At 72.4% G+C, this 22,593-nt stretch carries 19 protein-coding genes and 1 pseudogene; 3 read left to right on the forward strand and 17 right to left on the reverse strand.

Going from position 1 to position 22,593, the window contains the following annotated elements; all coding sequences use genetic code 11:
• Window positions 1-63 precede the first annotated feature (63 nt).
• Together A6A06_RS24595 and A6A06_RS24600 are read left to right on the forward strand one after the other, a co-directional pair.
• Window positions 64-705 carry a VC0807 family protein gene (locus tag A6A06_RS24595; RefSeq protein ID WP_242440922.1) on the forward strand — a complete coding sequence of 214 codons (642 nt, stop codon included), beginning with the start codon at window positions 64-66 and terminating at the stop codon, window positions 703-705.
• On the forward strand, window positions 702-1,445 hold the full coding sequence (locus A6A06_RS24600; RefSeq protein WP_073763519.1) for an SDR family NAD(P)-dependent oxidoreductase: 744 nt from the start codon (window positions 702-704) through the stop codon (window positions 1,443-1,445). The genes A6A06_RS24595 and A6A06_RS24600 overlap by 4 nt, the downstream gene beginning before the upstream one ends.
• Window positions 1,446-1,574: 129 nt before the next feature.
• On the opposite strand, the gene A6A06_RS24605 is transcribed toward A6A06_RS24600, so the two are convergent.
• Window positions 1,575-2,225 carry a PASTA domain-containing protein gene (locus tag A6A06_RS24605; RefSeq protein ID WP_073763520.1) on the reverse strand — a complete coding sequence of 217 codons (651 nt, stop codon included), beginning with the start codon at window positions 2,223-2,225 and terminating at the stop codon, window positions 1,575-1,577.
• 245 nt (window positions 2,226-2,470) lie between these two features.
• Between A6A06_RS24605 and A6A06_RS24610 the strand changes: the two genes are divergently transcribed.
• On the forward strand, window positions 2,471-2,920 hold the full coding sequence (locus A6A06_RS24610) for a hypothetical protein (protein WP_199931122.1): 450 nt from the start codon (window positions 2,471-2,473) through the stop codon (window positions 2,918-2,920).
• Window positions 2,921-2,993: 73 nt separating this feature from the next.
• Here A6A06_RS24610 and A6A06_RS24615 read toward each other — a convergent pair whose 3' ends face one another.
• From A6A06_RS24615 to A6A06_RS24695, 16 genes and pseudogenes are all read right to left on the reverse strand, one after another.
• The gene (locus A6A06_RS24615) at window positions 2,994-3,377 is read right to left on the reverse strand and encodes a chorismate mutase (protein ID WP_073763522.1); all 384 of its coding nucleotides are present in this window, start codon (window positions 3,375-3,377) and stop codon (window positions 2,994-2,996) included.
• A gap of 133 nt (window positions 3,378-3,510) precedes the next feature.
• Window positions 3,511-4,602 carry a sugar phosphate isomerase/epimerase family protein gene (locus tag A6A06_RS24620; RefSeq protein ID WP_073763523.1) on the reverse strand — a complete coding sequence of 364 codons (1,092 nt, stop codon included), beginning with the start codon at window positions 4,600-4,602 and terminating at the stop codon, window positions 3,511-3,513.
• Between the two features lie 131 nt (window positions 4,603-4,733).
• Window positions 4,734-6,128 (reverse strand): alkaline phosphatase family protein, encoded by a 1,395-nt coding sequence (locus A6A06_RS24625; protein ID WP_073763524.1) that lies wholly within the window; start codon window positions 6,126-6,128, stop codon window positions 4,734-4,736.
• Window positions 6,125-7,351 carry a metabolite traffic protein EboE gene (eboE, locus tag A6A06_RS24630; protein WP_073763525.1) on the reverse strand — a complete coding sequence of 409 codons (1,227 nt, stop codon included), beginning with the start codon at window positions 7,349-7,351 and terminating at the stop codon, window positions 6,125-6,127. Before eboE ends, A6A06_RS24625 begins: the two co-directional genes overlap by 4 nt.
• Window positions 7,352-7,366: 15 nt before the next feature.
• Window positions 7,367-8,215 carry a TatD family hydrolase gene (locus A6A06_RS24635; RefSeq protein WP_073763526.1) on the reverse strand — a complete coding sequence of 283 codons (849 nt, stop codon included), beginning with the start codon at window positions 8,213-8,215 and terminating at the stop codon, window positions 7,367-7,369.
• Window positions 8,216-8,330: 115 nt separating this feature from the next.
• A complete protein-coding gene (locus A6A06_RS24640) occupies window positions 8,331-9,263 on the reverse strand; it encodes an EboA domain-containing protein (RefSeq protein ID WP_073764528.1) in 933 nt (310 codons plus the stop codon).
• 14 nt (window positions 9,264-9,277) lie between these two features.
• The gene (locus tag A6A06_RS42020) at window positions 9,278-10,375 is read right to left on the reverse strand and encodes a sugar phosphate isomerase/epimerase family protein (protein ID WP_199931123.1); all 1,098 of its coding nucleotides are present in this window, start codon (window positions 10,373-10,375) and stop codon (window positions 9,278-9,280) included.
• Window positions 10,372-11,682, reverse strand: a complete 1,311-nt coding sequence (locus A6A06_RS24655) for an SCO3242 family prenyltransferase (RefSeq protein ID WP_079194305.1) — start codon at window positions 11,680-11,682, stop codon at window positions 10,372-10,374. Before A6A06_RS24655 ends, A6A06_RS42020 begins: the two co-directional genes overlap by 4 nt.
• Window positions 11,679-12,938: an inositol-3-phosphate synthase gene (locus tag A6A06_RS24660; RefSeq protein WP_079194398.1), complete on the reverse strand. Its 1,260-nt coding sequence runs from the start codon at window positions 12,936-12,938 to the stop codon at window positions 11,679-11,681. Before A6A06_RS24660 ends, A6A06_RS24655 begins: the two co-directional genes overlap by 4 nt.
• 20 nt (window positions 12,939-12,958) lie before the next feature.
• Window positions 12,959-13,147: pseudogene (locus tag A6A06_RS24665) on the reverse strand (family 16 glycoside hydrolase); the annotation flags it as partial.
• 129 nt (window positions 13,148-13,276) lie between these two features.
• On the reverse strand, window positions 13,277-15,802 hold the full coding sequence (locus A6A06_RS24670) for a PQQ-dependent sugar dehydrogenase (protein ID WP_079194307.1): 2,526 nt from the start codon (window positions 15,800-15,802) through the stop codon (window positions 13,277-13,279).
• Window positions 15,803-15,865: 63 nt separating this feature from the next.
• Window positions 15,866-16,915, reverse strand: coding sequence for a sugar phosphate isomerase/epimerase family protein (locus A6A06_RS24675; protein WP_073763528.1), 1,050 nt, complete (start codon window positions 16,913-16,915; stop codon window positions 15,866-15,868).
• A gap of 188 nt (window positions 16,916-17,103) precedes the next feature.
• Window positions 17,104-18,228 carry a Gfo/Idh/MocA family protein gene (locus A6A06_RS24680; protein WP_199931209.1) on the reverse strand — a complete coding sequence of 375 codons (1,125 nt, stop codon included), beginning with the start codon at window positions 18,226-18,228 and terminating at the stop codon, window positions 17,104-17,106.
• Between the two features lie 254 nt (window positions 18,229-18,482).
• Entirely contained in the window at window positions 18,483-19,565 is a 1,083-nt protein-coding gene (locus A6A06_RS24685; RefSeq protein ID WP_073763529.1) for a substrate-binding domain-containing protein, read from the reverse strand.
• Window positions 19,562-20,659, reverse strand: coding sequence for an ABC transporter permease (locus tag A6A06_RS24690; protein WP_073764536.1), 1,098 nt, complete (start codon window positions 20,657-20,659; stop codon window positions 19,562-19,564). Before A6A06_RS24690 ends, A6A06_RS24685 begins: the two co-directional genes overlap by 4 nt.
• A 17-nt stretch (window positions 20,660-20,676) precedes the next feature.
• The gene (locus A6A06_RS24695) at window positions 20,677-22,512 is read right to left on the reverse strand and encodes a sugar ABC transporter ATP-binding protein (protein ID WP_443333776.1); all 1,836 of its coding nucleotides are present in this window, start codon (window positions 22,510-22,512) and stop codon (window positions 20,677-20,679) included.
• Window positions 22,513-22,593: the final 81 nt, after the last annotated feature.

The raw sequence follows: 22,593 nt of genomic DNA on the forward strand, positions 1-22,593 counted from the left end.
CAGGAAGGTTGTGTTGTGGCAGAGAGCCCAGGCGCGCAGCGCCCCGCACGGTCCGGCGGGGGCTTGAGCCGCGTCCTGCTGGTCCATGTGATCATTCCGCTCATCCTCTTCTACGGTCTGCGCTGGCTGGGAGTGAACCAGTTTCTCGCGCTGCTGGCCGGTGCCGTGATCCCGGCGGCCGGGATGGTCCGTGGTCTCGTCACCGAGCGTCGGATCGGTGGATTACAGCTCTTCATGCTCGGCATGATGGGCCTGACCGTTGCGATGTCGTTCGTCACCGGCAGCCCGAGGCTGCTGCTGATCCGCAACGGCTGGGGTATGGCCGCGATCGGCGTGTGGATGCTGTGCACCCTGCCGGCCCGGCGGCCGTTCCTCTACGAGGCGACCCGGATCGTTGTGGATGAGGGCAAGCTGCAGACACTGAAGGTCAATTGGGACCGGTATCCGGCGTTCCGCCGGATGCTCTGGATCTGCAGCGCGTTCTGGGGCGTCGCCTGCCTGATCGACAGCGCGGTGCGGATCATCTTGGCGATGACCCTGCCGGTCGACCTGGTGCCGTTCCTCGACGATGTGCTGCTGGGGGTGACCCTGCTGGCGATCCTGGCCTTCCAGCGGTTCTTCGGGCGTGCGTACCTGCGCCGCAACGGACTGCGTAGCCGGGGCCTGACGATCACGCCCATCGCCGCCCCCGGGCAGGTGGCGTGACGACTGGTCAGGCCGAGGGCACGGTCGCGCTGATCACCGGCGGCGCCTCGGGCATCGGAGCCGCCACCGCGCGGCGGCTGGCCGGCCGGGGATGGCGTGTGATCGTCGCCGACACCGACGCCACCCGCGCCGCAGCTGTCGCCGAAGAGTGCGGCGGACTCTTCGTCGCCACCGATGTCGCCTCGCCCGACGACAACGAGCACGTCGTGGCGCGTACTGTCGAGGAGTTCGGCCGACTGGACGCGGTCGTGCTCAACGCCGCGGTCGCGGGCCGATGTCGGTTGGATGACTTCACACCGCAACGCTACCGGGACACGATGCGCACCGATCTGGACGGCGTCGTCTACGGCCTGCACGCCGCCCTGCCACGGCTGCGGCAGCAAGGCGGCGGGCACATCGTCGTCACCGGCAGCATTGCGGGACTGACCGGCTCGCCCGACGTGTTCTACGCCACCGCCAAACACGCCCTCATCGGACTGGTCCGCTCAGCCGCACCACTACTGGAAGCGGACCACATCCGCCTCAACGCCGTCTGCCCCGGCCTCGTGGACACACCCGCCCTCGCGTCGGTACGCACCGCCCTGCTCACACGTGGATTACTGCTGGCTGATCCCGACGAGGTCGCCGCCACCATCGAGTCCCTCCTCGCCGACGAACACACCGGCCGCGTCTGGACCGTCCAGGCGGGTCTACCCGCCACGCCCGTCGAGTGGCCCGCGATTCCGCTCGCAACACGGTAGAGACCGCACCTGGCACGCGCTCTCTCCTCCCTCGGCCCCATCGACGGATATCTCCCAGCCCCGGACTCCGAGCGGCCCCAGGCGACACACACCCTGAAGACACCACACCGACAAGCTCAGCAACCCCTTCTAACACCCTTCCTCGAACTTCACCGCCTCCAGCGTCACCGGCTGTCCGTCCAGCTTCGTACCCGCAGCCGGGTCCTGGCGGCACACCTTCCAGTGGGATTCCACGAGCACCATCCGGCCGCGGCCCGAAGCGTCCTTCACCGTGAGGCCGGTGGCGGCGTCAAGCGCGCGCCGGGCCACCTTCACCGACTTGTCACGGAAGTCCGGCATGGCCGAACCGGCCGGGGCGGATACGTCGGCCCCCGCCCCGCCATCGGATGCGGGGCAGGACTCCGTCAGCTTCACCGCGCCGAAGTCCACCGTCTTGCGGGTGTCGGTCACACCGGGCCCGGGAGTCTGCGTACAGACCTTCCAGTTCCGGTCCAGCGCCTGCATACGACCGCGCCCGAGCGCGTCGTGGCTGCGCAGCGACCGGAACCCGGCTGCCTGGGCGGCGTCCTGCGCGCTCTGGAGCCCCTTGCCCACCAGGTCGGGCAGCGCGGCCGCACCGCCCGGGGCGGGGCCCGGCGTGGTTTCCGCGGCGACACTCGGCTCCGCCGCGGCTTTCGTGGGCGAGGCACCGCTGCCGCCGGCACTCCCTGCGGGCTGACAGGCGGCGAGCCCGAGGCAGAGCGCCGCGAGGGTGGCGGCGGTAGTGGTGGCGCGGTGCATGGTTCCCCCAGTACGGGAAGGGCTGCCCGTACGGAATGGCGCCGTGACGGGCCGTGACGGTGACAGAGACCGCCGATCACCGGCAAGGGTTGTACGGGGCGCAGGGGGAAATCCTGTTCGCGGGTTTCTCGGAGGGTCATGCCGCCGGGCCTGCGGGTTACTTGATCACGAAATGGCCACCGGGGCCCTGAATCCGGGTTCGTGATCGTACGGTTGCGCACACATCGACTTCCCGTGGGGGGAACATGCGCTTACGCTTCCTGACGCCCGTATTGATCATGGGCGCCGTCGCGTTCACCGGCTGCGCTCCGAGCGGGACGGACACACCGGACCGTGGCGCCGCGGCGTCGGCGACGTCCGAGGAGTTGCCGTTCGAAGCGCCGCCCGAGAAGGACGTGAAGATCACTTCCTGCTCGGTGGACAAGCTGACGGGCAGGCCGGTCGCCGAGCTGGAGATCAGCAACCACGGCGAGCGGGAGGCCACTTACATGCTGGCCGTCGAGTTCGTCAGCGCGGACGGCACATCGCTGGGGGCGGGCACCACGATGAAGTCCGCCCTCGCGGCCGGGCACCGTGGGCTGGCGACCGCACGGGGACGGACACCGGCATCGGGCAAGCCCGTGTGCCGCATGGTGGACGTGTCCCGGTATCCGGCCAAGCCGAAGAGCAGCGGCAGCCCGTCGGCCAGCGGCTGACGGGTGGCTGACTGAAGCGGCGGGTGCCGCGCGGCACCCGCCGCTTCAGTCAGCCCGGGGCATTCCGGAATCGTCAGACGATGGGCGCGTCGCGCCGGTCCCCGCCGTCTTCCGCGCCCATTCCCTGGTCCGCGATGGCCTTGTGGTGGCGGACCACTTCTCCGATGATGAAATTCAGGAATTTCTCGGCGAAAGCCGGGTCCAATTTGGCGTCCTCGGCCAATTTCCGCAGGCGGGCGATCTGCGTGGCCTCCCGGGCCGGGTCGGCGGGCGGGAGATTGTGGCGGGCCTTGAGTTCACCGACCTGCTGGGTGCACTTGAAACGCTCGGCGAGCAGGTGCACCAGGGCGGCGTCCAGGTTGTCGATGCTGCCGCGCAGGAAGATCAGGCGCTCACGCGCCTCCTCGTCGGCGACGGAGGTCGCGTCGCCCGCCAGTGGTGCGGTCCCCTCGCTCATGTACGTCTCGCCAATCTGGTCGTACCGGTCACCCCGGTCGGGCAGTGCTGATCCTGTGCACACTACCCGGCCACGGGCGTACGGATTAACCGCGCGGGCACGCGGGGCACACGTGGCGCGCTGCAGAGGCACCTCAGCCACGCGGTGCGCGAAGGCTCCGCAGATGGCGGGCGGAACGGCAGGCGGTCGCGAGGGAACCCGCCGGGTTGGCGGCCGGGTCCACGGCGTCGTCCCGCTCGACGATCCAGTGGGCGGAGCGGCGGCCGCGACGGCGCTCCACCGCGGCGATGAAGCGGCGGTAGTCGATGTCGCCGTCGCCGACGTCCACCATGCGGTAGCCGTCCTGGGTGGCGGTGTCGTGCTCGCCGTCCTTGACGTGGAAGAGGGGGTAGCGGGCGGGCGCCTTCAGGACGTAGTCGAGGGGTTCGAAGGGGGCGGGGGAACCGTCCGGACGCCGGGAAAAACGATACTGCGCCACATAGGCCCAGAAGATGTCCATCTCGAAGAAGACGAGACGCGGGTCGGTCTCCGCGAGCAGGACGTCGTAAAGGCGGACGCGCGGATCGTCGGTGGCGAAAGCGAATTCCTCGGCGTGGTTGTGGTGGTAGAAACGCATACCGCGGGCCCTGGCGGCAGCTCCGTACGCGTTGAATTCGGCGGCGGCCCGTTTCCAGGCGTCGACGGTATTGCCGTACCGGTCGGGGATGGAAGGAGTGCCTACGTACGGCAGCCCCAGGGCTTCGGCGTCGTCGAGGACCTTGGTCAGGCTGGTGGCGAACGTGTACGCGCCGGGGTCGGCCGAGGCGTACCCGACGTGACTGCCGATGCCGCGCAGACCGTTGTCCCCGAGGAGCCGCTTGAGCCGGGACAGGGTGATCGCGCCGGCGGAGCCCTGGGTGTAACCGGCGAACTCGACCTCGTCGTAGCCATAGCGGGCGAGTTCCTCGAAGACGCGGGCGAAGCCGAGGGACGAGGTCTGGTCGCGGAGCGTGTAGAGCTGGATGCCGAGGCGGCATGGCGGGAGTACGGGGCGGTGGTGGGGGTGACAGGCGGGAGTCGCCGGTGTGGCGGGCCGCGGGCCGGGCTGGGCCGCGTGCGCGGGGCCGGACTCGGTGCCGAGGAGGGCGGCCGCTGAGGCACCGGCGGCCACACCGAGGAATCCGCGGCGGTGGAGGGTCCGTCTGAGGGCGGCTCGTCGGGGGTCGTCGTGGTGGTGAACAGGCATGGTGGGTGGGCTCCTTGATGGAGGGGTGGGGTGGGGTGGGGCGACCTGGGGTGGGATGGCGTGGGGTCGGATGGGGCAGACCCGTGGGTGTTCGGGGTGTTGGGGGTGTTGGGGGTGCTCAGGGGGCGTTGTCAGTGGGTGCGGGCAAGATGAAGGAGCAGGGACTTCACGTCGGTGGCGGCGAAGGGGGTGGGCAGTGGTGCGTTCGGTGCGGAGCAGATGAGGACCGGGCCGTCGGCGGGGTCGGCGCCGGTCGCGGGGAGCAGACCGTGGCTGCCGCGTACGGGCGCGGGGTCCAGCGGGACGACTGCCATGCGGTAGCGCATCCCGGCCTTTTTGCGGGCCAGGGCGGTTGCCGCGCGCAGCCGTACGTACGGGTCGCGGGGGTCCATGAAGAGTTCGGCCGGGTCGTAGCCGGGTTTGCGGTGGATGTCGACGAGGCGCGCGAAGTCGGGGGCGCGGGCGTCGTCGAGCCAGTAGTAGTACGTGAACCAGGCGTCGGAGTCGGCGAGGGCGACGAGTTCGCCGGAGCGGGGGTGGTCGAGGGCGTGCGCCTTCTTTCCCTCGTCGTCGAGCAGCCGGTGCAGGCCGGGCAGTCCGGTCAGGGCCGCGCGGGTCGCGTCGAGGTCTTCGGGGCTGCGTACGTAGATGTGGGCGATCTGGTGGTCGGCGACGGCGAAGGCACGGGAGGCGGTGGGGTCCAGGTATTCCATCCCGTCCTGCGTGTGGACTTCCAGCAGGCCGGCGCGGCGCAGGGCGCGGTTGACGTCCACGGGGCGGCGGACCGGCCGGATGCCGTATTCGGACAGGGCGACGACCGTGACGCCCTCGCTGCGGGCGTCGGCCAGGAGGGGGCCGACGACGGTGTCGAGCGCGGCGGCGGCCGCGGCCGCGCGGGGATCGTCGGGGCCGTACCGCTGCACGTCGTAGTCGAGGTGCGGGAGGTAGCAGAGGGTGAGGTCGGGGCGTCGGGTCCGCAGCAGGTGGCGGGTCGCGTCGGTGATCCATTGTGAGGAGGTGAGGGAAGCGGTGGGGCCCCAGTAGGTGAAGAGGGGGAAGGTGCCGAAGCGGCTGGTGAGTTCGTCGTGGAGGGACGGCGGCCGGGTGTAGCAGTCGGGTTCCTTGCGGCCGTCGGCGTAGTAGACGGGCCGCGGGGTGACGGTCCAGTCGGTGCCGGCGCCCATGGCGTACCACCAGCAGACGTTGGCGACCGTGTAGTCCGGGTGTTCGCGGCGGGCGGCGTCCCAGATCTTGTCGCCTTCGACGAGGGCGTTGTGCTGGCGCCAGAAGTGGACCTCGCCGGTGTCCCGGAAATACCAGCCGTTGCCGACGACTCCGTGCTGGGCGGGCGTCGCGCCGGTGAGGAAGGTGGACTGGACCGTGCACGTCACGGCGGGCAGAACCGTTTGCAGGGGTGTGTACGTACCGGATTCGGCGAGCGCGGTGAGGTGCGGCATGTGGGCGAGGAGACGGGGGGTGAGGCCGACGACGTCGAGGACGAGCAGGCGGTTCGGTGCTGCGCTCATGGGAGTTCCTTGAGTCCGAGGTCGGCCAGCAGGTCGCGGGCGAGGGCGAGTTCGGCAGCGATGCCGTCGGCGAGGCGGCTCCGGCTGCGGGGGCGCAGGCCCGGCGGGAGGGCCTGCCAGGTGTAGGTCTCCACTTCGAGGTGGTGGGTACGCGGTACGGGCCCGCCGACGAGGAGGGCCAGCGTGTCCCGGAGGACGGAGAGTGTGGAGGTGAGCGGTGGCTCGGGCGGGGCGTGCAGTGGTACGTGGAAGTGCGCGCGCCAGGGTGCCGTGACCGGCAGACCGCCACCGGCCTCCCCTGCCAGGGCTTCGTCGAGGTCGTCCGTGGCACACAGCCGCCCGCCGGGGGGCCGGGTGCGCGTCTGATGGAGGAACCGCGGCTCGGCGAAGGTGGCCAGGGCGGCGCGTACGTCCAGGTGGCCGGGGTGTTCGGCGTGCAGCGCGGCGGAGAGCTGGGCCTTGACGACGGGAACCCGTGCCCGGTCGAGGGCTTCGAGGGCCGTGTGCGGGTCCTCGAAGGAGGTGGCGAGATGGCAGGTGTCGACGCAGACGCCGATGCGATGGGCCGGGGGCGGGACAGGCCCGGACGGCTCGCCCGGCCCGTGCCCCAGAGCGTCGATGGCGTCGGCGGTGGTTTCGACGAGGCAGCCGGGTTCGGGTTCCAGGCCGACGCGGAGGGAGCGGCCGGTGAGTTCTTCGAGGGCGTCGAGCCGGCCGGCGAGGGTGTGCAGGGCGGCGAGGGCGGTGGCCCGCCGGGTGGCGGCGTCGCGTACCCCGTCGAAGTCGGTGCGCCAGGCGAGAGGCAGGGTGGAGACGGTTCCTACGGTCACGTCGTCGGGGAGGAGGGCGGCCAGCAGGCGGGCGAGGTCGGCGGTGTGGTCCAGGCGCGCGGGCTCGGTCCAGTCGGGCCGGTAGACGCGGTACTTGACGTGACTGTCGCCGAAGCCCCGGTACGGGAATCCGTTGAGGGTGACGACTTCCAGTCCGCGGGCGTCGAGTTCGCGGCGCAGTCCGCGCAGCGCGGCGGGGTCGCGCACGAGCGCGCGGGCGGCGTCGCGGGCCAGCCACAGGCCGATGCCGAGGCGGTCCCGGCCGAGGCGTTTGCGTACCGGTTCGCAATGGTCGCGGAGTTGGGCGAGTACTCCCTCCAGGGTCTCGGCCGGGTGGACGTTGGTGCAGTACGCGAGGTGGACGGTCGAGCCGTCGGGGTGCCGGAAGCGCATGTCCCGTCGGCCTCCTCATTCCCCGCCGCGGAGGATGGAGTTGCCCTCGTGCAGGGTTCCCGGCGAATGTGTGCTGAGATCCAGCCGGCCGCTGAGGCCGTAGAACTCGACGGGGTTGCGCCACAGGACCTGGTCCACGTCGTCCTCGGTGAACCCGGCGGCCAGCATCGCCTCGCCGACGCGCCGTGTCGTCAGCGGGTTGCTGCGGCCCCAGTCCGCGGCGGAGTTGACCAGCACGCGGCCGGTGCCGTGCAGGCGCAGGATGCGCACCATGCGGTCGGGGTCCATCTTGGTGTCCGGGTAGAGGGAAAAGCCCAGCCAGCAGCCACTGTCAGTGGCCTCCCCTACCGTTGTCTCATTGAGATGGTCCAGGACGACGTGATCGGGGGGCAGGGCTGATTCACGCAGGACGTCGAGGGTGCGCCTGAGGCCCGCCGCCTTGTCGCGGTGGGGGGTGTGGACGAGGGCCGGCAGGCCGTGGTCCACGGCGAGCTGGAGCTGGGCGGCGAGGGCGGTGTCCTCGGCGGGGGTCATGGAGTCGTAGCCGATCTCGCCGACGGCGACGACCGGGTCTTTTGCGAGGTAGCGGGGCAGAGCTTCGAGGACGGGGGTACAGCGGGGGTCGTTCGCCTCCTTGGGATTGAGGGCGAGCGTGCAGTGATGGGCGATGCCGTACTGCGCGGCGCGGAAGGGTTCCCAGCCCAGAAGGGAGTCGAAGTAGTCGAAGAAGCTGGCCGGTGAGGTACGGGGCTGCCCCAGCCAGAAGGAGGGCTCGACGACGGCGCGGACACCCGCGGCGTGCATGGCTTCGTAGTCGTCCGTGGTGCGGGAGGTCATGTGGATGTGCGGGTCGAAGATGCGCATCAATCGGGGCTCCTCGCGTGCCGGGGGGGGAGAGACAGATGCCTAGGGCCCCGGTGCCGGGGGGAGGCAGGTGCCGGGGGGGGGAGGCAGGTGCCGGGCTCGGTGTCGACGGGGGTCAAGTAGCGGGCGGGGGGCGGAAGGGGGACGCGGGCGCAGGTGAGGGTGTGGGTGAGGGCGCAGGTGCGGATGGGGGTGCGGGTGGGGGTACGGACGGGGGCGTGGGTGCAGATCGGGGCGCGGGGGCGGCTGTACCTGCGTCTGGGGAATCGGCTGGGGAATCGGCTGGGAAGGGGGATGCGGATGGGGCGGTGGCGGATGCGGTCGGTGCGGTGAGGTCCAGGACGCGCTGAACGTCGGCGGGTACGGGGCGGTACGCAGCGGTGCGCTCACGGGCGTACTCGGCGAGCATGTGGGCCAGCTCCGTATCACCGCGGGCACGTTCGGCCAGGCCGGCCACCGCGGTCACCGGGACGCCGGTGAACAGGCACTTCAGTACGGCGTGCCGCCAGGCGTGCGCGTCGAGGTGACGGGCGGCATACGGGCCCACGGCGGCGGCCACCAGCCGGGTGTCGTTGGTGCGCAGCGCGTCCTCGACGAGCGGCCGGGCGCTCGGGCCGAGGCCCAGGTGGGGCAGCGCCATGAGCACGGCCCGGCGTTCGGCGGCGGTGCCGTGCTCGTAGAGCCGGGTGACGGTCCGGGCGTCGGCACGGGCCGTGTGCAGGAGCAGGATGCGGGCGGCCTCGGCCGCTTCCTGGTCCCGCGCGTGCGGCGGCTCACGGCGGATGCAGTACCGGCCCGCCGAGGCGAAGCGCATCTCCCACACGGGCAGGGCGTAAGCGGTGTAGGAGCGGGCTCCGCTGTTCGCGGTGTCCACGGGGGCTGGGGGCGCCCAGGGCGTATCGGAGTTCGTGGAGGGCTGCTCAGGCGTGCCGGGGGCGTGGCGGGCGGTGAGGACGGCTTCGGCGTGCGCTTCGTCCAGCGCCACGTCGAGCCAGGCACGTGCGGCGCCACCGAGCCGGTCGCGCAGGGCCGCGTCGAGCTGGGCCATCCAGTCCTCCGGCGTCAGCATCGGGGGCCTCCTGCACTCGGGGCGGATGGGGGCAATGGGGCGGTGGGGCGCGCCGGTTCGGGGGGCGGGTGAGGTGGGGCGGTGGGCGGGGGTGCCGGTTGGGCGGTGCGGAGGAAGGAGAGGGAGGTGCGGGCGAGGGCTGGGCCCGCGTGGGAGTGGCGGGGCAGTTCGACGCTGACCAGGCCCTGGTAGCCGATGTCCCGGAGCGCTGCCAGGACCGGCGGGAAGTCGATCTCTCCTGCTCCGAACGGGAGATGTTCATGCACGCCGCGCCGCATGTCCTCGATCTGGACGTGCCGCAGCCAGGGCGCGGCCGCGCGGACACACGCGGCGGGCGGGTCGGGTTCCAGGCACTGGCAGTGGCCGATGTCCAGGGTCAGGCCGAGGACATCGGAGGGCGGGGCGCCCGGTGCGGCAGGGATGGCAGGGATGGCCGGGATGGCCGGGATGGCCGGGATGGCCGGGATGGCGGGGGTGGCGGGGGTGGCGGGGGTGGCCGACGCTGTCACGTCCGGCCGGTCCGGGGTGGGCCGGCTGTTGGGGGCGGCGAGTGTGGAGCGCAGGTGGTGGAAGCCGGCGAGGTCGGAGAGGAGGTGGCCCGGTTCGGGTTCGATGGCGATCGGGATACGGGCGGTGGTGGCCGCGTCGAGTACGGGGGTGAGGGCACCGGCGAGACGTTGCCAGGCGATGGGTTCCGGCGTGCTGGGCGGACGGGCCCCGCTGAAGCAGTGGACTGCCGTGGCGCCCAGGTCGGCACCGACGCGGACCGCGGTGCGCAGCAGGTCGATGCGGGCCGCGCGGGCGTCCGGGTCGAGGTCGAGGAGGGACGGGTGGTGTTTGCGCCGGGGATCGAGGATGTACCGGGCGCCGGTTTCGATGGCGACCGACAGGCCCAAGGTGTGTATGCGGCGCGCCAGTCGGGCGGTCTGTGACGGGAGGTCCGGGGCACGGGGGTCGAGGTGCATGTGGTCGAGGGTGAGGGCGACACCGTCGTAGCCGAGGTCGGCGAGGAGGGCCAGCGCGTCGGTCAGCCGGAGGTCGGTCAGGCCGTTGGTGCCGTAGGCCAGGCGCAGCGGACTCGTCGTGGTCATGTCGGGCTGACCTTCCGGGACAGCCGCCGGGCGGCGGGCATCAGGGCCAGGAGCGCGGCGCCCGTTCCGGGCGCGCCGGCGCGTGCGCTGAGGGCCGCCTGGAGCGGGATCATGGCGCGGATCCCGCTGCCGACCGCGCGCTGGAGCAGGTAGGGCGAGGGGTTGAGGGCCGCGTGGAAAAGCGGGCGCGCGACGGCCCCGGCGTAGGCCACCGCGGCAGCCCTGGCGACGGCGGCAGCGGCAGCGGGGGCAGGGGCAGCGGGGCTGTTGCTGGTGACAGCGGTGACGGCCGTACCAGGGGCTGCCCCGGCGACGGCCGTACCGGTGGCGGCCCTGGCGGCGGCCACCCTGGCAATGGCTGCGGCGGGTGTAGTGGATGTGGCAGGAACCGCGGGTGTAGTGGATGTGGCAGGAACTGCGGGTGTAGTGGATGTGGCGGATGTGGCAGGCACGGCGGATGCGGCGGATGCGGCGGATGCGGCGGATGCGGCGGATGCGGTCGAGCCGACCGTCCCGCCGATCGCTGCCACAATCCCCAGCGCAGCCAGTGGTAACGCCGGGGAGCTGCCTTGGGCTTCGCGGCGCGAGACGGTGGTGACCGCGAGCGTGTGGGCGCCGAGCAGCGCCGCCGACGGCAATGCCCTCCCCATCGCCCGCCCCCACGCCCATCCCCGTCCCGGCTCCAGTCCCTGCTCCCGCCCCTCGCCCCGCGCCCGACCCCGCGCGGGTAGCGTCGACGCGGCGCCCTGCAGCACGTCGAGGGTGCGGGCGCAGGCCATGGCGAGCGGGCCCGCCGGGGTGTTCTTGAGGTGGAGGTCGTAGGCCCAGACTGTGGCGGCGAGCGCCGTGGCGGTGGCGAAGGACGGGCGACCCGCTGCTCGCGCCAGGGCGAGGCCCGCCGCCGTCAGTCCGGCGGCCGCGCCGAGGGCTGCGGCCGGTGAGATGCGGCCGGACGGGATGGGCCGCCCGGGGCGTTCGACGGCGTCGATGTCGCGGTCGGCCCAGTCGTTGAGCGCCATGCCCGCCTCGTAAAGGCAGAGGGACGAGCCGGTGGCGAGGAGGGTACGGCGGCCGGGCCGGAATCCGGCAGCCGCGGCCCCCGCCAGCAGGTCCCCCGGGACACTGAGCACGGCCGATACACGGAGAAGCTGAAGCCAGGGAGAGCCAGGAGAGGCAGAGGGGGTAGAGGGGATAGAAGGGGTAGAGGAGGCAGAAGAGACGGCGGTTTCAGGGGTGTTCGGGCGGCCGGGTGCGGTGGTGGCCGAGGCGGTAGCCGGGGCCGGGTCCGGGGGCGGTGTGTGGGTCATCGGCGGGTCCGGAGGGCGTGCGCGAGCGTGAGGAGTTCGGCGTACTGGCCGGCCAGTGCGGCGGGGCCGCCGTCGGGGTCCTTGAAGTAGAAGCCGAGGGGGAGGGGCCCGGAGAGGCCGGCCGCGTGCGCGGCTGCGATCCAGCGCACGAGGTCGAGGACCAGCGGCGCGGCGAGCGCCGAGTCGCAGCCCTGCCAGACGGTCTGGAGGATCATGCGGTTGCCGAGGAACCCTTCGAAGGCGACGTGGTCCCAGGCGGTCTTCCAGTCGCCGAGGGCCGGGACGTTGTCGATGTGCACCTCGCCGGGCGGAGTGGCGCCGAGGTTGTCGGCGAGGACGCGTGCCTTGCCCGCGTTCTTGGCGGCGGCGGCCCCCGGGGCGGTCAGAGTGGCGCCGTCGCCGCCGCCGAGCAGATTGGTGCCCGACCAGGCGCGTACGGGGAGGGCGCGTTGGGCGAACATCGGGGCGAGTACGGAGCGCAGGAGGGTCTGGCCGGTCTTGCCGTCGCGGCCCGCGTACGGCAGGCCGCTGCACACGGCCATCTGCTGGATCAGCGGGTGGTGCAGGCCGGCGGACGGCGTGAAGTTGACGTACGGGCAGCCCGCGCGCAGCGCCGCGTGCGCGTAGAGGGAACTGGCGGGGAGACGGTCACCCCCGGTTCCGCCCTCGTCCACACCCACGCCTACACCCACACCCACGCCCGGATCCGGGCCCCCGGCCCCCGTGCCCTCCACCCACGCCTCGGTCGAAGCGACATTGACGACAACAGTGCGGTCCAAGGCATGCGTCTCTACGAAGGCGCGCAGGTCGGCGGTGAAAGCGGTGACGAGTTCCCGGTCGCCGCGGCCGTCGCCGGGGAGCGGGCCACCGGGCCGGATCTCCTCGTCCGCCGCGGCCAGTTCGGCGCGTACGGCGTGCGGTAGGCCGTACGGGAGTACGCCGCCCGCCGCGAGTTCCTCGGCCCGTTTGAGCAGCGGGTACGTCGCGGTGTCATGACCGCCGAAGACGAGGGAGGACAGTGGCGGCAGCGGGACGCCGTCGAACGGCGCGGTCTCGGTGACCATGCCGGTCGGCGGGTGCAGCCCGGCGGCGACGGCGGCACAGCCCGCGATCACGGTCGTCGCGACCGAACCACGCGCCCCGATCAACCACACCCCCGTACGCCCACCATCCCCAGGCCCACCGTCCCCACGCCCACCATCCCCACGCCCATCCCCATCTCCACGTGCCACCCCTGACTCATCCGTCCGCCCCATCGCCGCCCGCTCCGGCCCCGTCATCGTCTGCCGCCCTTCGCCGCTGCCTCGTACTCCTTCACCCGGATGTCGCGGAAGGAGTCCCGGTCCTCGTCACCGTGGTTCTGGATGCCGATGTGGCCCTGACGCGGGCTGCGCGCCGGGGCCGTGTTCGTGAAGTCGTTGATCTTGCGTCCGTTGAGGTGGACGCGCAGCCGTTCGCCCTCGACGTGCGGCATGTCGGTCCTCCTCGCTCCGGCCCCGGGGCCGGCTTCGGGAGCGGCCACGGGGCGGGCGGGCGACGCCCGGGACGACCGGACGCGGTACCGCCGACCGCCCGCTCCGGTGGCCACCTAGGGTCAGCCGGTGGTGAAGGTGAAGTCGTCCACGTCGAAGAGGGCGCCCGTGCCGCTGCCCTTGAAGACCAGGTACAGCGTGGTGGTGCCGCCCGGCGGGCTGCCGTTCAGGGCGGTGCCGACGTCGACGAAGGTCTCCCAGCCGCCGGTCACCGGCACCTTGACACTGCCGAGCAGCCGTCCGTCCGCCCGGCCGGTACGGATTTCCAGCGTGCCGCCGGTTCCGGCGGAGGACACCCGTGCGGTGAAGTTCTTCGCGTTCTTGACGAGGTACGGCTTGAATGCGATCCAGTCGCCGTGGTGGATGTCGCCCACGGTCCGGCCGCCGTGCGCCGGTGTGTGGGTGACGATCCGTACACCCCGGGAAGTGCCGAAGTGCTCGGCCTGGCGGTGCCGGGGCTGGGTGACCGCCTGGTCGTGGGTGGTCAGCGGCGGCTGGCCGTTGGCCCCGCGGTCGGTGTACTCGGCGTCGAAGACTCCGAAGATGTTGGCGTTGGGGTCGTGCTCGTGGTCCGCCGACGTCTGGAGGGTGCCGGAGCAGCCGGTGGCGGAGGTGACGGGGTGGCCGTGGCTGTCGTGGCCGAGGATGTGGGTGACCTTGACCTTGGCGCAGTCGATGGTCTTGTCCTCGGGGTCGGTGACCTCGACCTGGAACGGCACCTTGTCACCGAAGGTGAACAGTTCTCCGTCGCCGGGGAGTCGCAGGGTGACCTTCGGCGCGGTGTTGCCGACGGTCAGGTACACGCTCGCCGTACCGGTCCGGCCGCCCGGGTCCTTGGCGGTCACGGTCGCGGTGTAGGTGCCGTTCCTGCGGTACGTGTGGGCGGGGTTCTGCTGGGTGGAGGTCGCGCCGTCGCCGAAGTCCCAGGTGTACGTCAGCGCGTCGCCGTCCGCGTCCGTGGCCGAGGCGCTGAATCCCGCCCGCAGGGGCGCCTGGCCGGAGGTCCGGTCGGCCTTGGCTTCGGCGACCGGCGAGTGGCCGCCGGTGGCGTTCTCGATGCGGTAGAGGGCGGAGTTCTCGTCGCCGTTGAAGTAGCCGGTGCCGTAGTCCAGGACGTACAGCGCGCCGTCCGGGCCGAAGGCCATGTCCATGACCTGGGTGCCCTTCCAGGGGAAGGCGTTGATGGTCCGGCCCGTGCCGTCGGCGGCCTGCTCGATGCGTTTGATCCAGCGGCGCCCGAACTCCCCGGCGAAGAAGTTCCCGTCGTACGCCTGCGGGAACTTGACCTGCGAGGTGGAGGCGGCGTCGTAGCGGTAGACGGGTCCGGCCATCGGGGACTCGGATCCGGTGCCGAATTCGGGTACCGATCCGCCGTCGTACGGGATCCACGCTGCCTGGGCGGCGGGCAGGTCGGTCAGTCCGGTGTTGCGCGGCGAGGTGTTCCGGGGCGCGGCGCAGTCGAAGGCGGCGCCGGAGGTTTCGGTGGTGAAGTCGTAGTCGACGTAGGCGTCGTTGGCGCCGGTGCAGTACGGCCAGCCGTAGTTGCCGGGCTTGGTGACGCGCGTGAACTCGACCTGTCCCGACGGGCCCCGCTTCGGGTCGGCGGCGCCCGCGTCCGGGCCGTAATCGCCGACGTGGACGGTGCCGGTGGGCCGGTCGACGCTCATCCGGAAGGGGTTGCGGAAGCCCATCGCGTAGATCTCCGGGCGGGTCTTCGCCGTGCCGGCCGGGAAGAGGTTGCCGTCGGGGACGGTGTACGAGCCGTCCGCGGCGACCTTGATGCGCAGGATCTTGCCGCGCAGGTCGTTGGTGTTGCCCGCGCTGCGCTGGGCGTCGTAGGCGGGGTTGCGGTCCGCGCGTTCGTCGATGGGCGTGTAGCCGTCGGAGGCGAAGGGGTTGGAGTCGTCCCCGGTGGACAGGTAGAGGTTGCCCTGCGCGTCGAAGTCGATGTCGCCGCCCACGTGGCAGCAGGTACCGCGCGAGGCGGGCACGTCCAGGATCTTCTTCTCGCCGGCCGCATCCAGGGTGCCGTCGGGCTTCAGCACGAAGCGGGAGAGCCGGTTGACGCCGTCGAACTTCGCGAAGTCCGCCGCGGTGCCCTCGTCGGGGGCGTCGCCCGGCGGGGTGTCGAGCCGGGGCGCGTAGTAGAGGTAGACGAAGCGGTTGGCGGTGAAGCCGGGGTCGATGCCGACGCCCTGGAGGCCCTCCTCGTCGTGGCTGTAGACGGACAGCTTGCCCGCGACCTTCGTGGTGCCGCCCGCGTCGGTCAGGCGGACCGTGCCGTCGCGCGAGGTGTGCAGCACGGACCGGTCCGGCAGCACGGCGAGCGTCATCGGCTCGCCCGTTTCGGGCTCGCCTTTGGCGAGGGTGACCTGCTGGAAGTCCTCGGCGGCGGCCGGTGCTGACGCGTTCGGTTTCGATACGGGCGGTACCGATACGGGCGGTACCGCCGCGACCCGTGCCTCCGCGACCGGTGCTGCCGCGGCGTCCGGTACGCCGGCCAGGGACAGGGACGTGGCCGCCAGCAGCGCGCTCGCGAACAGTGTGAGCGCCGGGCGCGGTCCGCCCCGGCATGATCTTCGGTGCATGATGCCTCCCTTGCGGGTGGATGGGCGAAGGGATGCCGCCCGGCCACGCGGCCCGGCGCGTTCTCAACTCCCGGACGGGGCGGACGGGCCAGACGGGCTGGACGGGCCAGACGGGCCGGTGCCGAAGGCCGCGTCGAACGCGGCGGCGGGCGGCTCGTAGTCGTACGACTTGAGGTGCGCGAGGGCTTCGGGCGCGCCTTGGAGGCGGTCCATGCCCGGGTCCTCCCACTCGACCGACACCGGGCCCTCGTAGCCGATCGAGCGCAGCATCCGGAAGATGTCCTCCCAGGGCACCTCGCCGTGCCCGGCCGAGACGAAGTCCCAGCCGCGGCGCGGGTCGCCCCAGGGCAGGTGGGAGCCGAGGCGGCCGTTGCGGCCGTCCAGCCGGCGCCGCGCCTCCTTGCAGTCCACGTGGTAGATCCGGTCCCGGAAGTCGTACAGGAATCCGACCGGATCGAGGTCCTGCCAGACGAAGTGGCTGGGGTCGAAGTTGAGGCCGAAGGCGGGCCGGTCGCCGACCGCCTCCAGGGCGCGGCGGGTGGTCCAGTAGTCGTACGCGATCTCGCCGGGGTGCACCTCGTGGGCGAAGCGCACGCCTTCCGCGTCGAAGACGTCCAGGACCGGCCCCCAGCGCTCGGCGAAGTCCGCGTAGCCCGCTTCGGTCATCGAGGGCGGTACGGGCGGGAACATGGCGACCAGATGCCAGATGGCGGAGCCGGTGAAACCGACGACGGTCCGTACGCCGAAGGCCGCGGCGGCGCGTGCGGTGTCCGCCATCTCGGCGGCGGCCCGGCGCCGCACGCCCTCCGGCTCGCCGTCGCCCCACACCCGGGCGGGCAGGATGGCGCGGTGCCGCTCGTCGATGATCGCGTCGCAGACGGCCTGGCCCACCAGGTGGTTGGAGATGGCCCAGCACTTCAGGCCGTACTTGTCGAGCAGCTGCCCGCGGGTGGCGAGATAGCCGGGTTCGGCCAGCGCCCGGTCCACCTCGAAGTGGTCGCCCCAGCAGGCGAGTTCCAGACCGTCGTACCCGAAGTCGCGGGCGAGCCGGCAGACCTCCTCCAGGGGCAGGTCCGCCCACTGTCCGGTGAAGAGCGTGAACGGTCTGGCCATACGGGTCTCCTCGGTACGGGCGGGCGGAGAGGTACAGGGGGGCGGAGAGGTACGGGGTGCGGGGAGGTACGAGGGTGCGGAGCTGCGCGGAATGGAACAGAGCGGGATGGAGCGGCGGACGGCCGCGAGGAAACGATCCGGCCGGTGGCCGCGGCTGACAAGAGGGAGGGGTGCGTCAGGTGGGGAAGTCAGGCCACCGCCACGGGTACGGGCGTGTACGCGCAGTTCCCGGCCGCGCTGTCCTCGACGGCCGCCAGCACCCGCTGCACCTGCAGCCCGTCCGCGAAGGACGGTTCGGGCTCGGTACCGGCGGCGATGGCGTGCACGAGGTCACGGGCCTGGTGGGTGAAGGTGTGCTCGTAGCCGAGGCCGTGGCCGGGCGGCCACCAGGCCTCCAGGTACGGATGGCCGGGTTCGGTGACCAGGATCCGGCGGAACCCGGCCGCCACGGCCGGTTCGGTGTGGTCGTGGAAGGACAGTTCGTTGAGCCGTTCCAGGTCGAAGGCGAGCGAGCCGTGCTCCCCGTTCAGCTCGATGCGCAGCGCGTTCTTGCGGCCCGCGGCGACCCGGCTGGCCTCGAAGGAGGCGAGCGCGCCGGAGGCGAAGCGGCCGGTGAACAGCGCGGCGTCGTCAACGGTGACCGTGCCCCGGCCGCCCGTGGGCAGCGGCCGTCGCCGTACGAACGTGCCGGTGACCGCGGACACGCCCGCCAGCCGCTCCCCCGCCAGGTGCTGGGCGAGGTCGACGATATGCGCGCCGAGGTCGCCGAGCGCGCCCGAACCCGCCCGTTCCCGGCACAGCCGCCAGGTCAGGGGCGCCTCGGGGTCGACCAGCCAGTCCTGGAGGTAGCTGGCACGCACGTGCCGCAGAGCGCCGATCCGGCCGTCGCGGACCATACGGCGGGCGAGCGCGACGGCGGGTGTACGGCGGTAGTTGAAGCCGACCATGGCGAGCCGTCCGCGGGCGCGGGCGGACTCGGCGGCGGCGGCCATCGCCTCCGCCTCCGCCACGGAGTTGGCCAGGGGTTTCTCGCACAGTACGTGCTTGCCCACGGCCAGCGCGGCGACGGCGATCTCGGCATGACTGTCGCCCGGCGTGCAGATGTCGACGAGCTGCACGTCGTCGCGGTCGAGCAGCCGCCGCCAGTCGGTCTCGGCGGCGGCCCAGCCGTGCCGGGCGGCGGCCGCGGCGACGGCGTCACGGTCCCGGCCGCACACCGCGTTCATCGCGGGGCGCAGCGGCAGGTCGAAGACCCGGCCCGCGGTGCGCCAGCCCTGGGAGTGGGCGGCGCCCATGAACGCGTATCCGACCATGCCGATGCCCAGTTCCGCTCGCGGGCCGGGCGGCGGGGGCTGCCGGGGCGGCGGGGTCACCTCCGTAACCAGGCGCGCGGAGTGCGGTGCCGGTTCCTGCGCGTGGTCGTCGTGGTCCTGGTGGTCATCGGAGCTGTCGGGGACATCGTGGCTGTCGGGGTCGCCGTGGTCATCCATGCATCACCTCGTCGGTCGGCCGTGGTCGGCGGTCTTCCGGGGAACTGCGGAACTGCGGAACTGCGCAGTCGTGTTGCTCAGTTGAAGCCGGTGGAGAGGTAGTCGTCGACGTTCTCCTTGGTGACGACGGCGGAGTAGAGGGTCACCGAGGCGGGGATCTCCAGCTCGGCGGTGCCGGAGATGCCCCGGCCCTGGGCGAGGGCGCGGGCCAGGTCGATGGCGGAGGCGGACATGGTCGGCGGGTAGAGGACCGTCGCCCGCAGCACGGAGTGGCCGGCTTTGATGGTCTCCATGACGCGGCGGGAGCCGGCGCCGCCGACCATCAGGAAGCCGTCGCGCCCGGCCTGGTCGATGGCACGTTCGGCGCCCACTCCCTGGTCGTCGTCGTGGTTCCACACCGCGTCGAAGGAGGGGTGCGCCTGGAGCAGTCCGGCCATCTTCGCCTGCCCCGACTCCACGGTGAACTCGGCGGCCTGCCGCCCCACCTTGCGGATGTTGGGGTAGTTCTTCAGGGCGTCGTCGAAGCCTCTGGTGCGTTCCCGGGTCAGTTCGAGGGTGTCGATGCCGGCCAGTTCGACGACCGTCGCGTGCGGCTTGTCCTTGAGCTGCTCGCCGATGTAGCGCCCGGCGTTCAGTCCCATCCCGTAGTTGTCGCCGCCGATCCAGCAGCGGTACGCCTGCGGGGAGGCGAAGACCCGGTCGAGGTTGACGACGGGGATGCCGGCCCGCATGGCCTTCAGCCCGACCTGGGTGAGGGCCTTGCCATCGGCCGGGAGGATCACCAGGACGTCGACCTTCTTGTTGATGAGGGTCTCGATCTGCCCGATCTGCTGGGCGGTGTCGTTGGAGCCCTCGGTGATGTCGAGGGTGACGTCCTGGTAGCGCTTCGCGCGGGTTCTGGCGTTCTGGTTGATGGCGTTGAGCCAGCCGTGGTCGGCCTGCGGTCCGGCGAAGCCGATGGTGACCCTCTTGCCGGGCCGGTCGTCCGCGCCGCCCGCCTGTTGCCGCGTGGCGCCGGCGGAGGCGTCGCCGCGCTGGTTGCTCGTACAGGCGGTGAGCAGGGCGCCGGCCGAGACGGCTGCCGCGCCGAAGAGCATGTTCCGGCGGGTGGCCGGGGCACCCGCCTGCGTGCCGTACGGACCTGGCGTGCTGTCGGTCATGGCTTGTGCCCCTTCTGGACCAGTACGGCGACGACGATGATGGCGCCCTTGGCGATCTGCTGGACGGCGGTCTCCAGGTTGTTCAGGGCGAACAGGTTGGTGATCGTGGTGAAGACGAGGACGCCGAGCACCGAGCCGGTGACGGTGCCGCGGCCGCCGCTGAGGAGGGTGCCGCCGATGATCGCGGCGGCGATGGCGTCGAGTTCGTAGAGGTTGCCGTTGGTGTTCTGGCCCGATCCGGTCAGTACGATCAGCAGGAAGGCGGCGATGCCGCAGCACAGCCCGGACAGCAGGTACAGCAGCAGCCGCTGCCGCCGTACGTCGATGCCCGCCAGCCGCGCCGCCTCCGGGTTGCCGCCGACGGCCACGGTGCGCCGCCCGAAGGTCGTACGGTTCAGCAGCAGCAGGCCGGTGACGGTGACGGCGGCGAAGACCAGCACGATCGGCGGGACGCCCAGGACGTACGCGTCGCGGCGGCCCAGTTCCAGTACGGGCGCGACCGACACGATCTGTGTCCCGCCCTGGCTGATCTGGAGGGCCAGGCCGCGGGCCGCCGCGAGCATGGCGAGCGTGGCGACGAACGGCACCATGCCGCCGAAGGAGACCAGCAGCCCGTTGACCAGCCCGCAGCCGAGGCCGACGAGCAGCGTGCAGAGCAGGATGCCGCCGAGGCCGTACTCCTGCGTGGCCACCGTGGTCGCCCAGACGGTCGCGAGCGCGACCATCGCGCCTACGGACAGGTCGATGCCGCCCCCGATGATCACGAAGGTGACGCCGACGGTCACCACGCCGATCACCGACGCCTGGGTGAGGACCAGTTGCAGGTTCTGCACGCTCAGGAACTGCTCGGGCCGGGTGAGGGCGCCGACGGCCACGAGCGCGGCGAGCACGCCGAGCAGGGAGAGGTTGCGTACGTCGGCACGGACGCGCAACCGGTGGCGTACGCCGGGCGTGCGGGACGGCCGGGCGCCGGGCGCTTCCGGGACGGGGGAAGGGGACGGGGACGGAGACGGAGGCGGGGAAGGGGAAGGGGAAGGGGAAGGGGAAGGCGCCGGGGGCCGGGCGGCGTCCGGCGGTCCGGGGCGGCGGGGCACTTTCTCTCCGGAGGTGTTCACGGTCGGTCTCCTCGCGAGGTGTCGGCGCTTCGGGGCCGTCCGGCGATGCGGGGCCGCCCGGCTTCTCCGGACGGCTCGGCGCCTCCGGACCGCCCGGCTTCTCCGGACTGCCCAGGCCCTCCGGACCGCTCGACGTCGCCGGGCCGCTCTACGTCGCCGGGCCGCCCGGTGCTCATGGCGCTCCGGGTGCCTTGGGTGGCGCTGCCCGCCATGACGAGGTCGAGCACCCGGTGTTCGTCCAGCGCCGCCGCGTTGTCTTCGTGGACGACCCGGCCCTCGCGCAGGACGAGCACGCGGTCCGCCAGGCCCAGGACTTCGGGGATCTCGCTGGACACCAGCAGCACCGCCACGCCGTCGTCGGCGAGCCGCCGGACCAGCGCGTACAGCTCGGCACGCGCGCCGACGTCCACTCCGCGGGTCGGCTCGTCGAGCAGCAGCACCCGGCAGCCGCGCAGCAGCCAGCGGGCCAGGACGGCTTTCTGCTGGTTGCCGCCCGACAGGGTCCGTACCGGCCGGTCCGGGTCGTCGGGGCGCAGCGACAGGTCCCGGGCGGCGGCGCGGGTGGCGGATCGTTCCGCCGCGCGGTCCAGCCATCCGGCGCGGGAGAAGCGCGGCAGCGAGGAGACCGAGACGTTGCGGTTGACGGATTCCAGGAGCAGCAGCGCCTGGGACTTGCGCTCCTCCGGGGCGAGGCCGAGTCCCGCGCGTACGGCGGCGGGGACGCTGCCGGGGCGCAGCGGACGCCCGTCGACGAGGACGCGGCCCGCGGTGGGGCGGCGGGCGCCGAAGACGGTCTCCAGGATCTCCGAGCGCCCTGACCCGACGAGCCCGGCGAGCCCGAGGATCTCGCCCGGGTACAGATCGAAGTCCAGGGGCGCGAACTCGCCGCGGCGGGCGAGCCCTCGGACGGTGAGGACGGGGGCCGCGGCGGCGGCAGTGGCGGTGGCCGCGGTGGCGGTGGCGGCAGTGTCGGTAGCTGCGGTGTTGGTGGCCGCGTTCCGCCGGGCGGGAAAGGGGTGTTCGACGGTGCGGCCCGTCATCAGGGTGACGATGTCGCGGGTGGGCGTCGTCCGCGCGTCCAGTCCGCGCGCCACGGCCCGGCCGTCCTTGAGGACGGTGACGCGGTCGCCGATGTGGCGGATCTCCTCCAGCCGGTGGGAGATGTACACGACGGCGACGCCCGCGCCGGTCAGGTCGGTGACGATGCGGAAGAGGTTGCCCACCTCGTCCGGATCGAGGGCGGCGGACGGCTCGTCCATGACGATCAGCCGTACGTCGTGGGAGAGGGCGCGTGCCATGGAAGCGATCTGCTGCCCGGCGGCGGAGAGCGAGCCGACCGGCGCGGACGGGTCGATCTCCGGGTGGCCGAGGCGGCCGAGGATCGCGGCGGTCGCGGTCCGCGCCTCGCGGGAGCGGACGAAGCCGACGGTGGCCCGCTCGTGCCCGAGAAAGACGTTCTCGGCCACCGACAGGTGTTCCACCAGGTCGAGTTCCTGGTAGATGGTCGCGATGCCGAGTCGTACGGCGGCGGCCGGGGACTTCAGCACGACCGGCGCGCCCTGCCAGCGGATCTCTCCCGCGTCGGGCTGATGGGCCCCGGCCAGCACCTTGATCAGGGTGGATTTCCCGGCTCCGTTCTGGCCGAGGAGGCAGTGCGTCTCGCCGGCCGTCAGGTCGAGGTCGACGCCGTCGAGGGCCCGTACGCCGGGGAAGGTCTTGGTGATGCCGTGCAGGCTGAGCAGGGGGAGCAGGGGTTCGCCGGATCGCGGCGGGCCGGACGAGGCCGCCGCACCGGCCGGGGCCGGCGGGTCCGGGTGGCGCTCTGGTGCCATGGCGGGCAGCCTCCTCGACGACGTCGGTGAGCGGACCGGCTGAGCGGGCGCGGTGCGGTGCGGTGCGGGCGCCACGGGCGG

Origin of the sequence: Streptomyces sp. CB02923 (assembly GCF_001905005.1) — a bacterium.
Taxonomy (GTDB): Bacteria; Actinomycetota; Actinomycetes; order Streptomycetales; family Streptomycetaceae; genus Streptomyces.

What these genes read in the sequence shown, in the direction of transcription:
- A6A06_RS24605 (WP_073763520.1), bottom strand. Translation starts at nt 2,225, where the DNA reads ATGCACCGCGCCACCACTACCGCCGCCACCCTCGCGGCGCTCTGCCTC.
- A6A06_RS24610 (WP_199931122.1), top strand. Translation starts at nt 2,471, where the DNA reads ATGCGCTTACGCTTCCTGACGCCCGTATTGATCATGGGCGCCGTCGCG.
- A6A06_RS24615 (WP_073763522.1), bottom strand. Translation starts at nt 3,377, where the DNA reads ATGAGCGAGGGGACCGCACCACTGGCGGGCGACGCGACCTCCGTCGCC.
- A6A06_RS24620 (WP_073763523.1), bottom strand. Translation starts at nt 4,602, where the DNA reads ATGCCTGTTCACCACCACGACGACCCCCGACGAGCCGCCCTCAGACGG.
- A6A06_RS24625 (WP_073763524.1), bottom strand. Translation starts at nt 6,128, where the DNA reads ATGAGCGCAGCACCGAACCGCCTGCTCGTCCTCGACGTCGTCGGCCTC.
- eboE (WP_073763525.1), bottom strand. Translation starts at nt 7,351, where the DNA reads ATGCGCTTCCGGCACCCCGACGGCTCGACCGTCCACCTCGCGTACTGC.
- A6A06_RS24635 (WP_073763526.1), bottom strand. Translation starts at nt 8,215, where the DNA reads ATGCGCATCTTCGACCCGCACATCCACATGACCTCCCGCACCACGGAC.
- A6A06_RS24640 (WP_073764528.1), bottom strand. Translation starts at nt 9,263, where the DNA reads ATGGCCCAGCTCGACGCGGCCCTGCGCGACCGGCTCGGTGGCGCCGCA.
- A6A06_RS42020 (WP_199931123.1), bottom strand. Translation starts at nt 10,375, where the DNA reads ATGACCACGACGAGTCCGCTGCGCCTGGCCTACGGCACCAACGGCCTG.
- A6A06_RS24655 (WP_079194305.1), bottom strand. Translation starts at nt 11,682, where the DNA reads ATGACCCACACACCGCCCCCGGACCCGGCCCCGGCTACCGCCTCGGCC.
- A6A06_RS24660 (WP_079194398.1), bottom strand. Translation starts at nt 12,938, where the DNA reads ATGGGGCGGACGGATGAGTCAGGGGTGGCACGTGGAGATGGGGATGGG.
- A6A06_RS24670 (WP_079194307.1), bottom strand. Translation starts at nt 15,802, where the DNA reads ATGCACCGAAGATCATGCCGGGGCGGACCGCGCCCGGCGCTCACACTG.
- A6A06_RS24675 (WP_073763528.1), bottom strand. Translation starts at nt 16,915, where the DNA reads ATGGCCAGACCGTTCACGCTCTTCACCGGACAGTGGGCGGACCTGCCC.
- A6A06_RS24680 (WP_199931209.1), bottom strand. Translation starts at nt 18,228, where the DNA reads ATGGTCGGATACGCGTTCATGGGCGCCGCCCACTCCCAGGGCTGGCGC.
- A6A06_RS24685 (WP_073763529.1), bottom strand. Translation starts at nt 19,565, where the DNA reads ATGACCGACAGCACGCCAGGTCCGTACGGCACGCAGGCGGGTGCCCCG.
- A6A06_RS24695 (WP_443333776.1), bottom strand. Translation starts at nt 22,512, where the DNA reads ATGGCACCAGAGCGCCACCCGGACCCGCCGGCCCCGGCCGGTGCGGCG.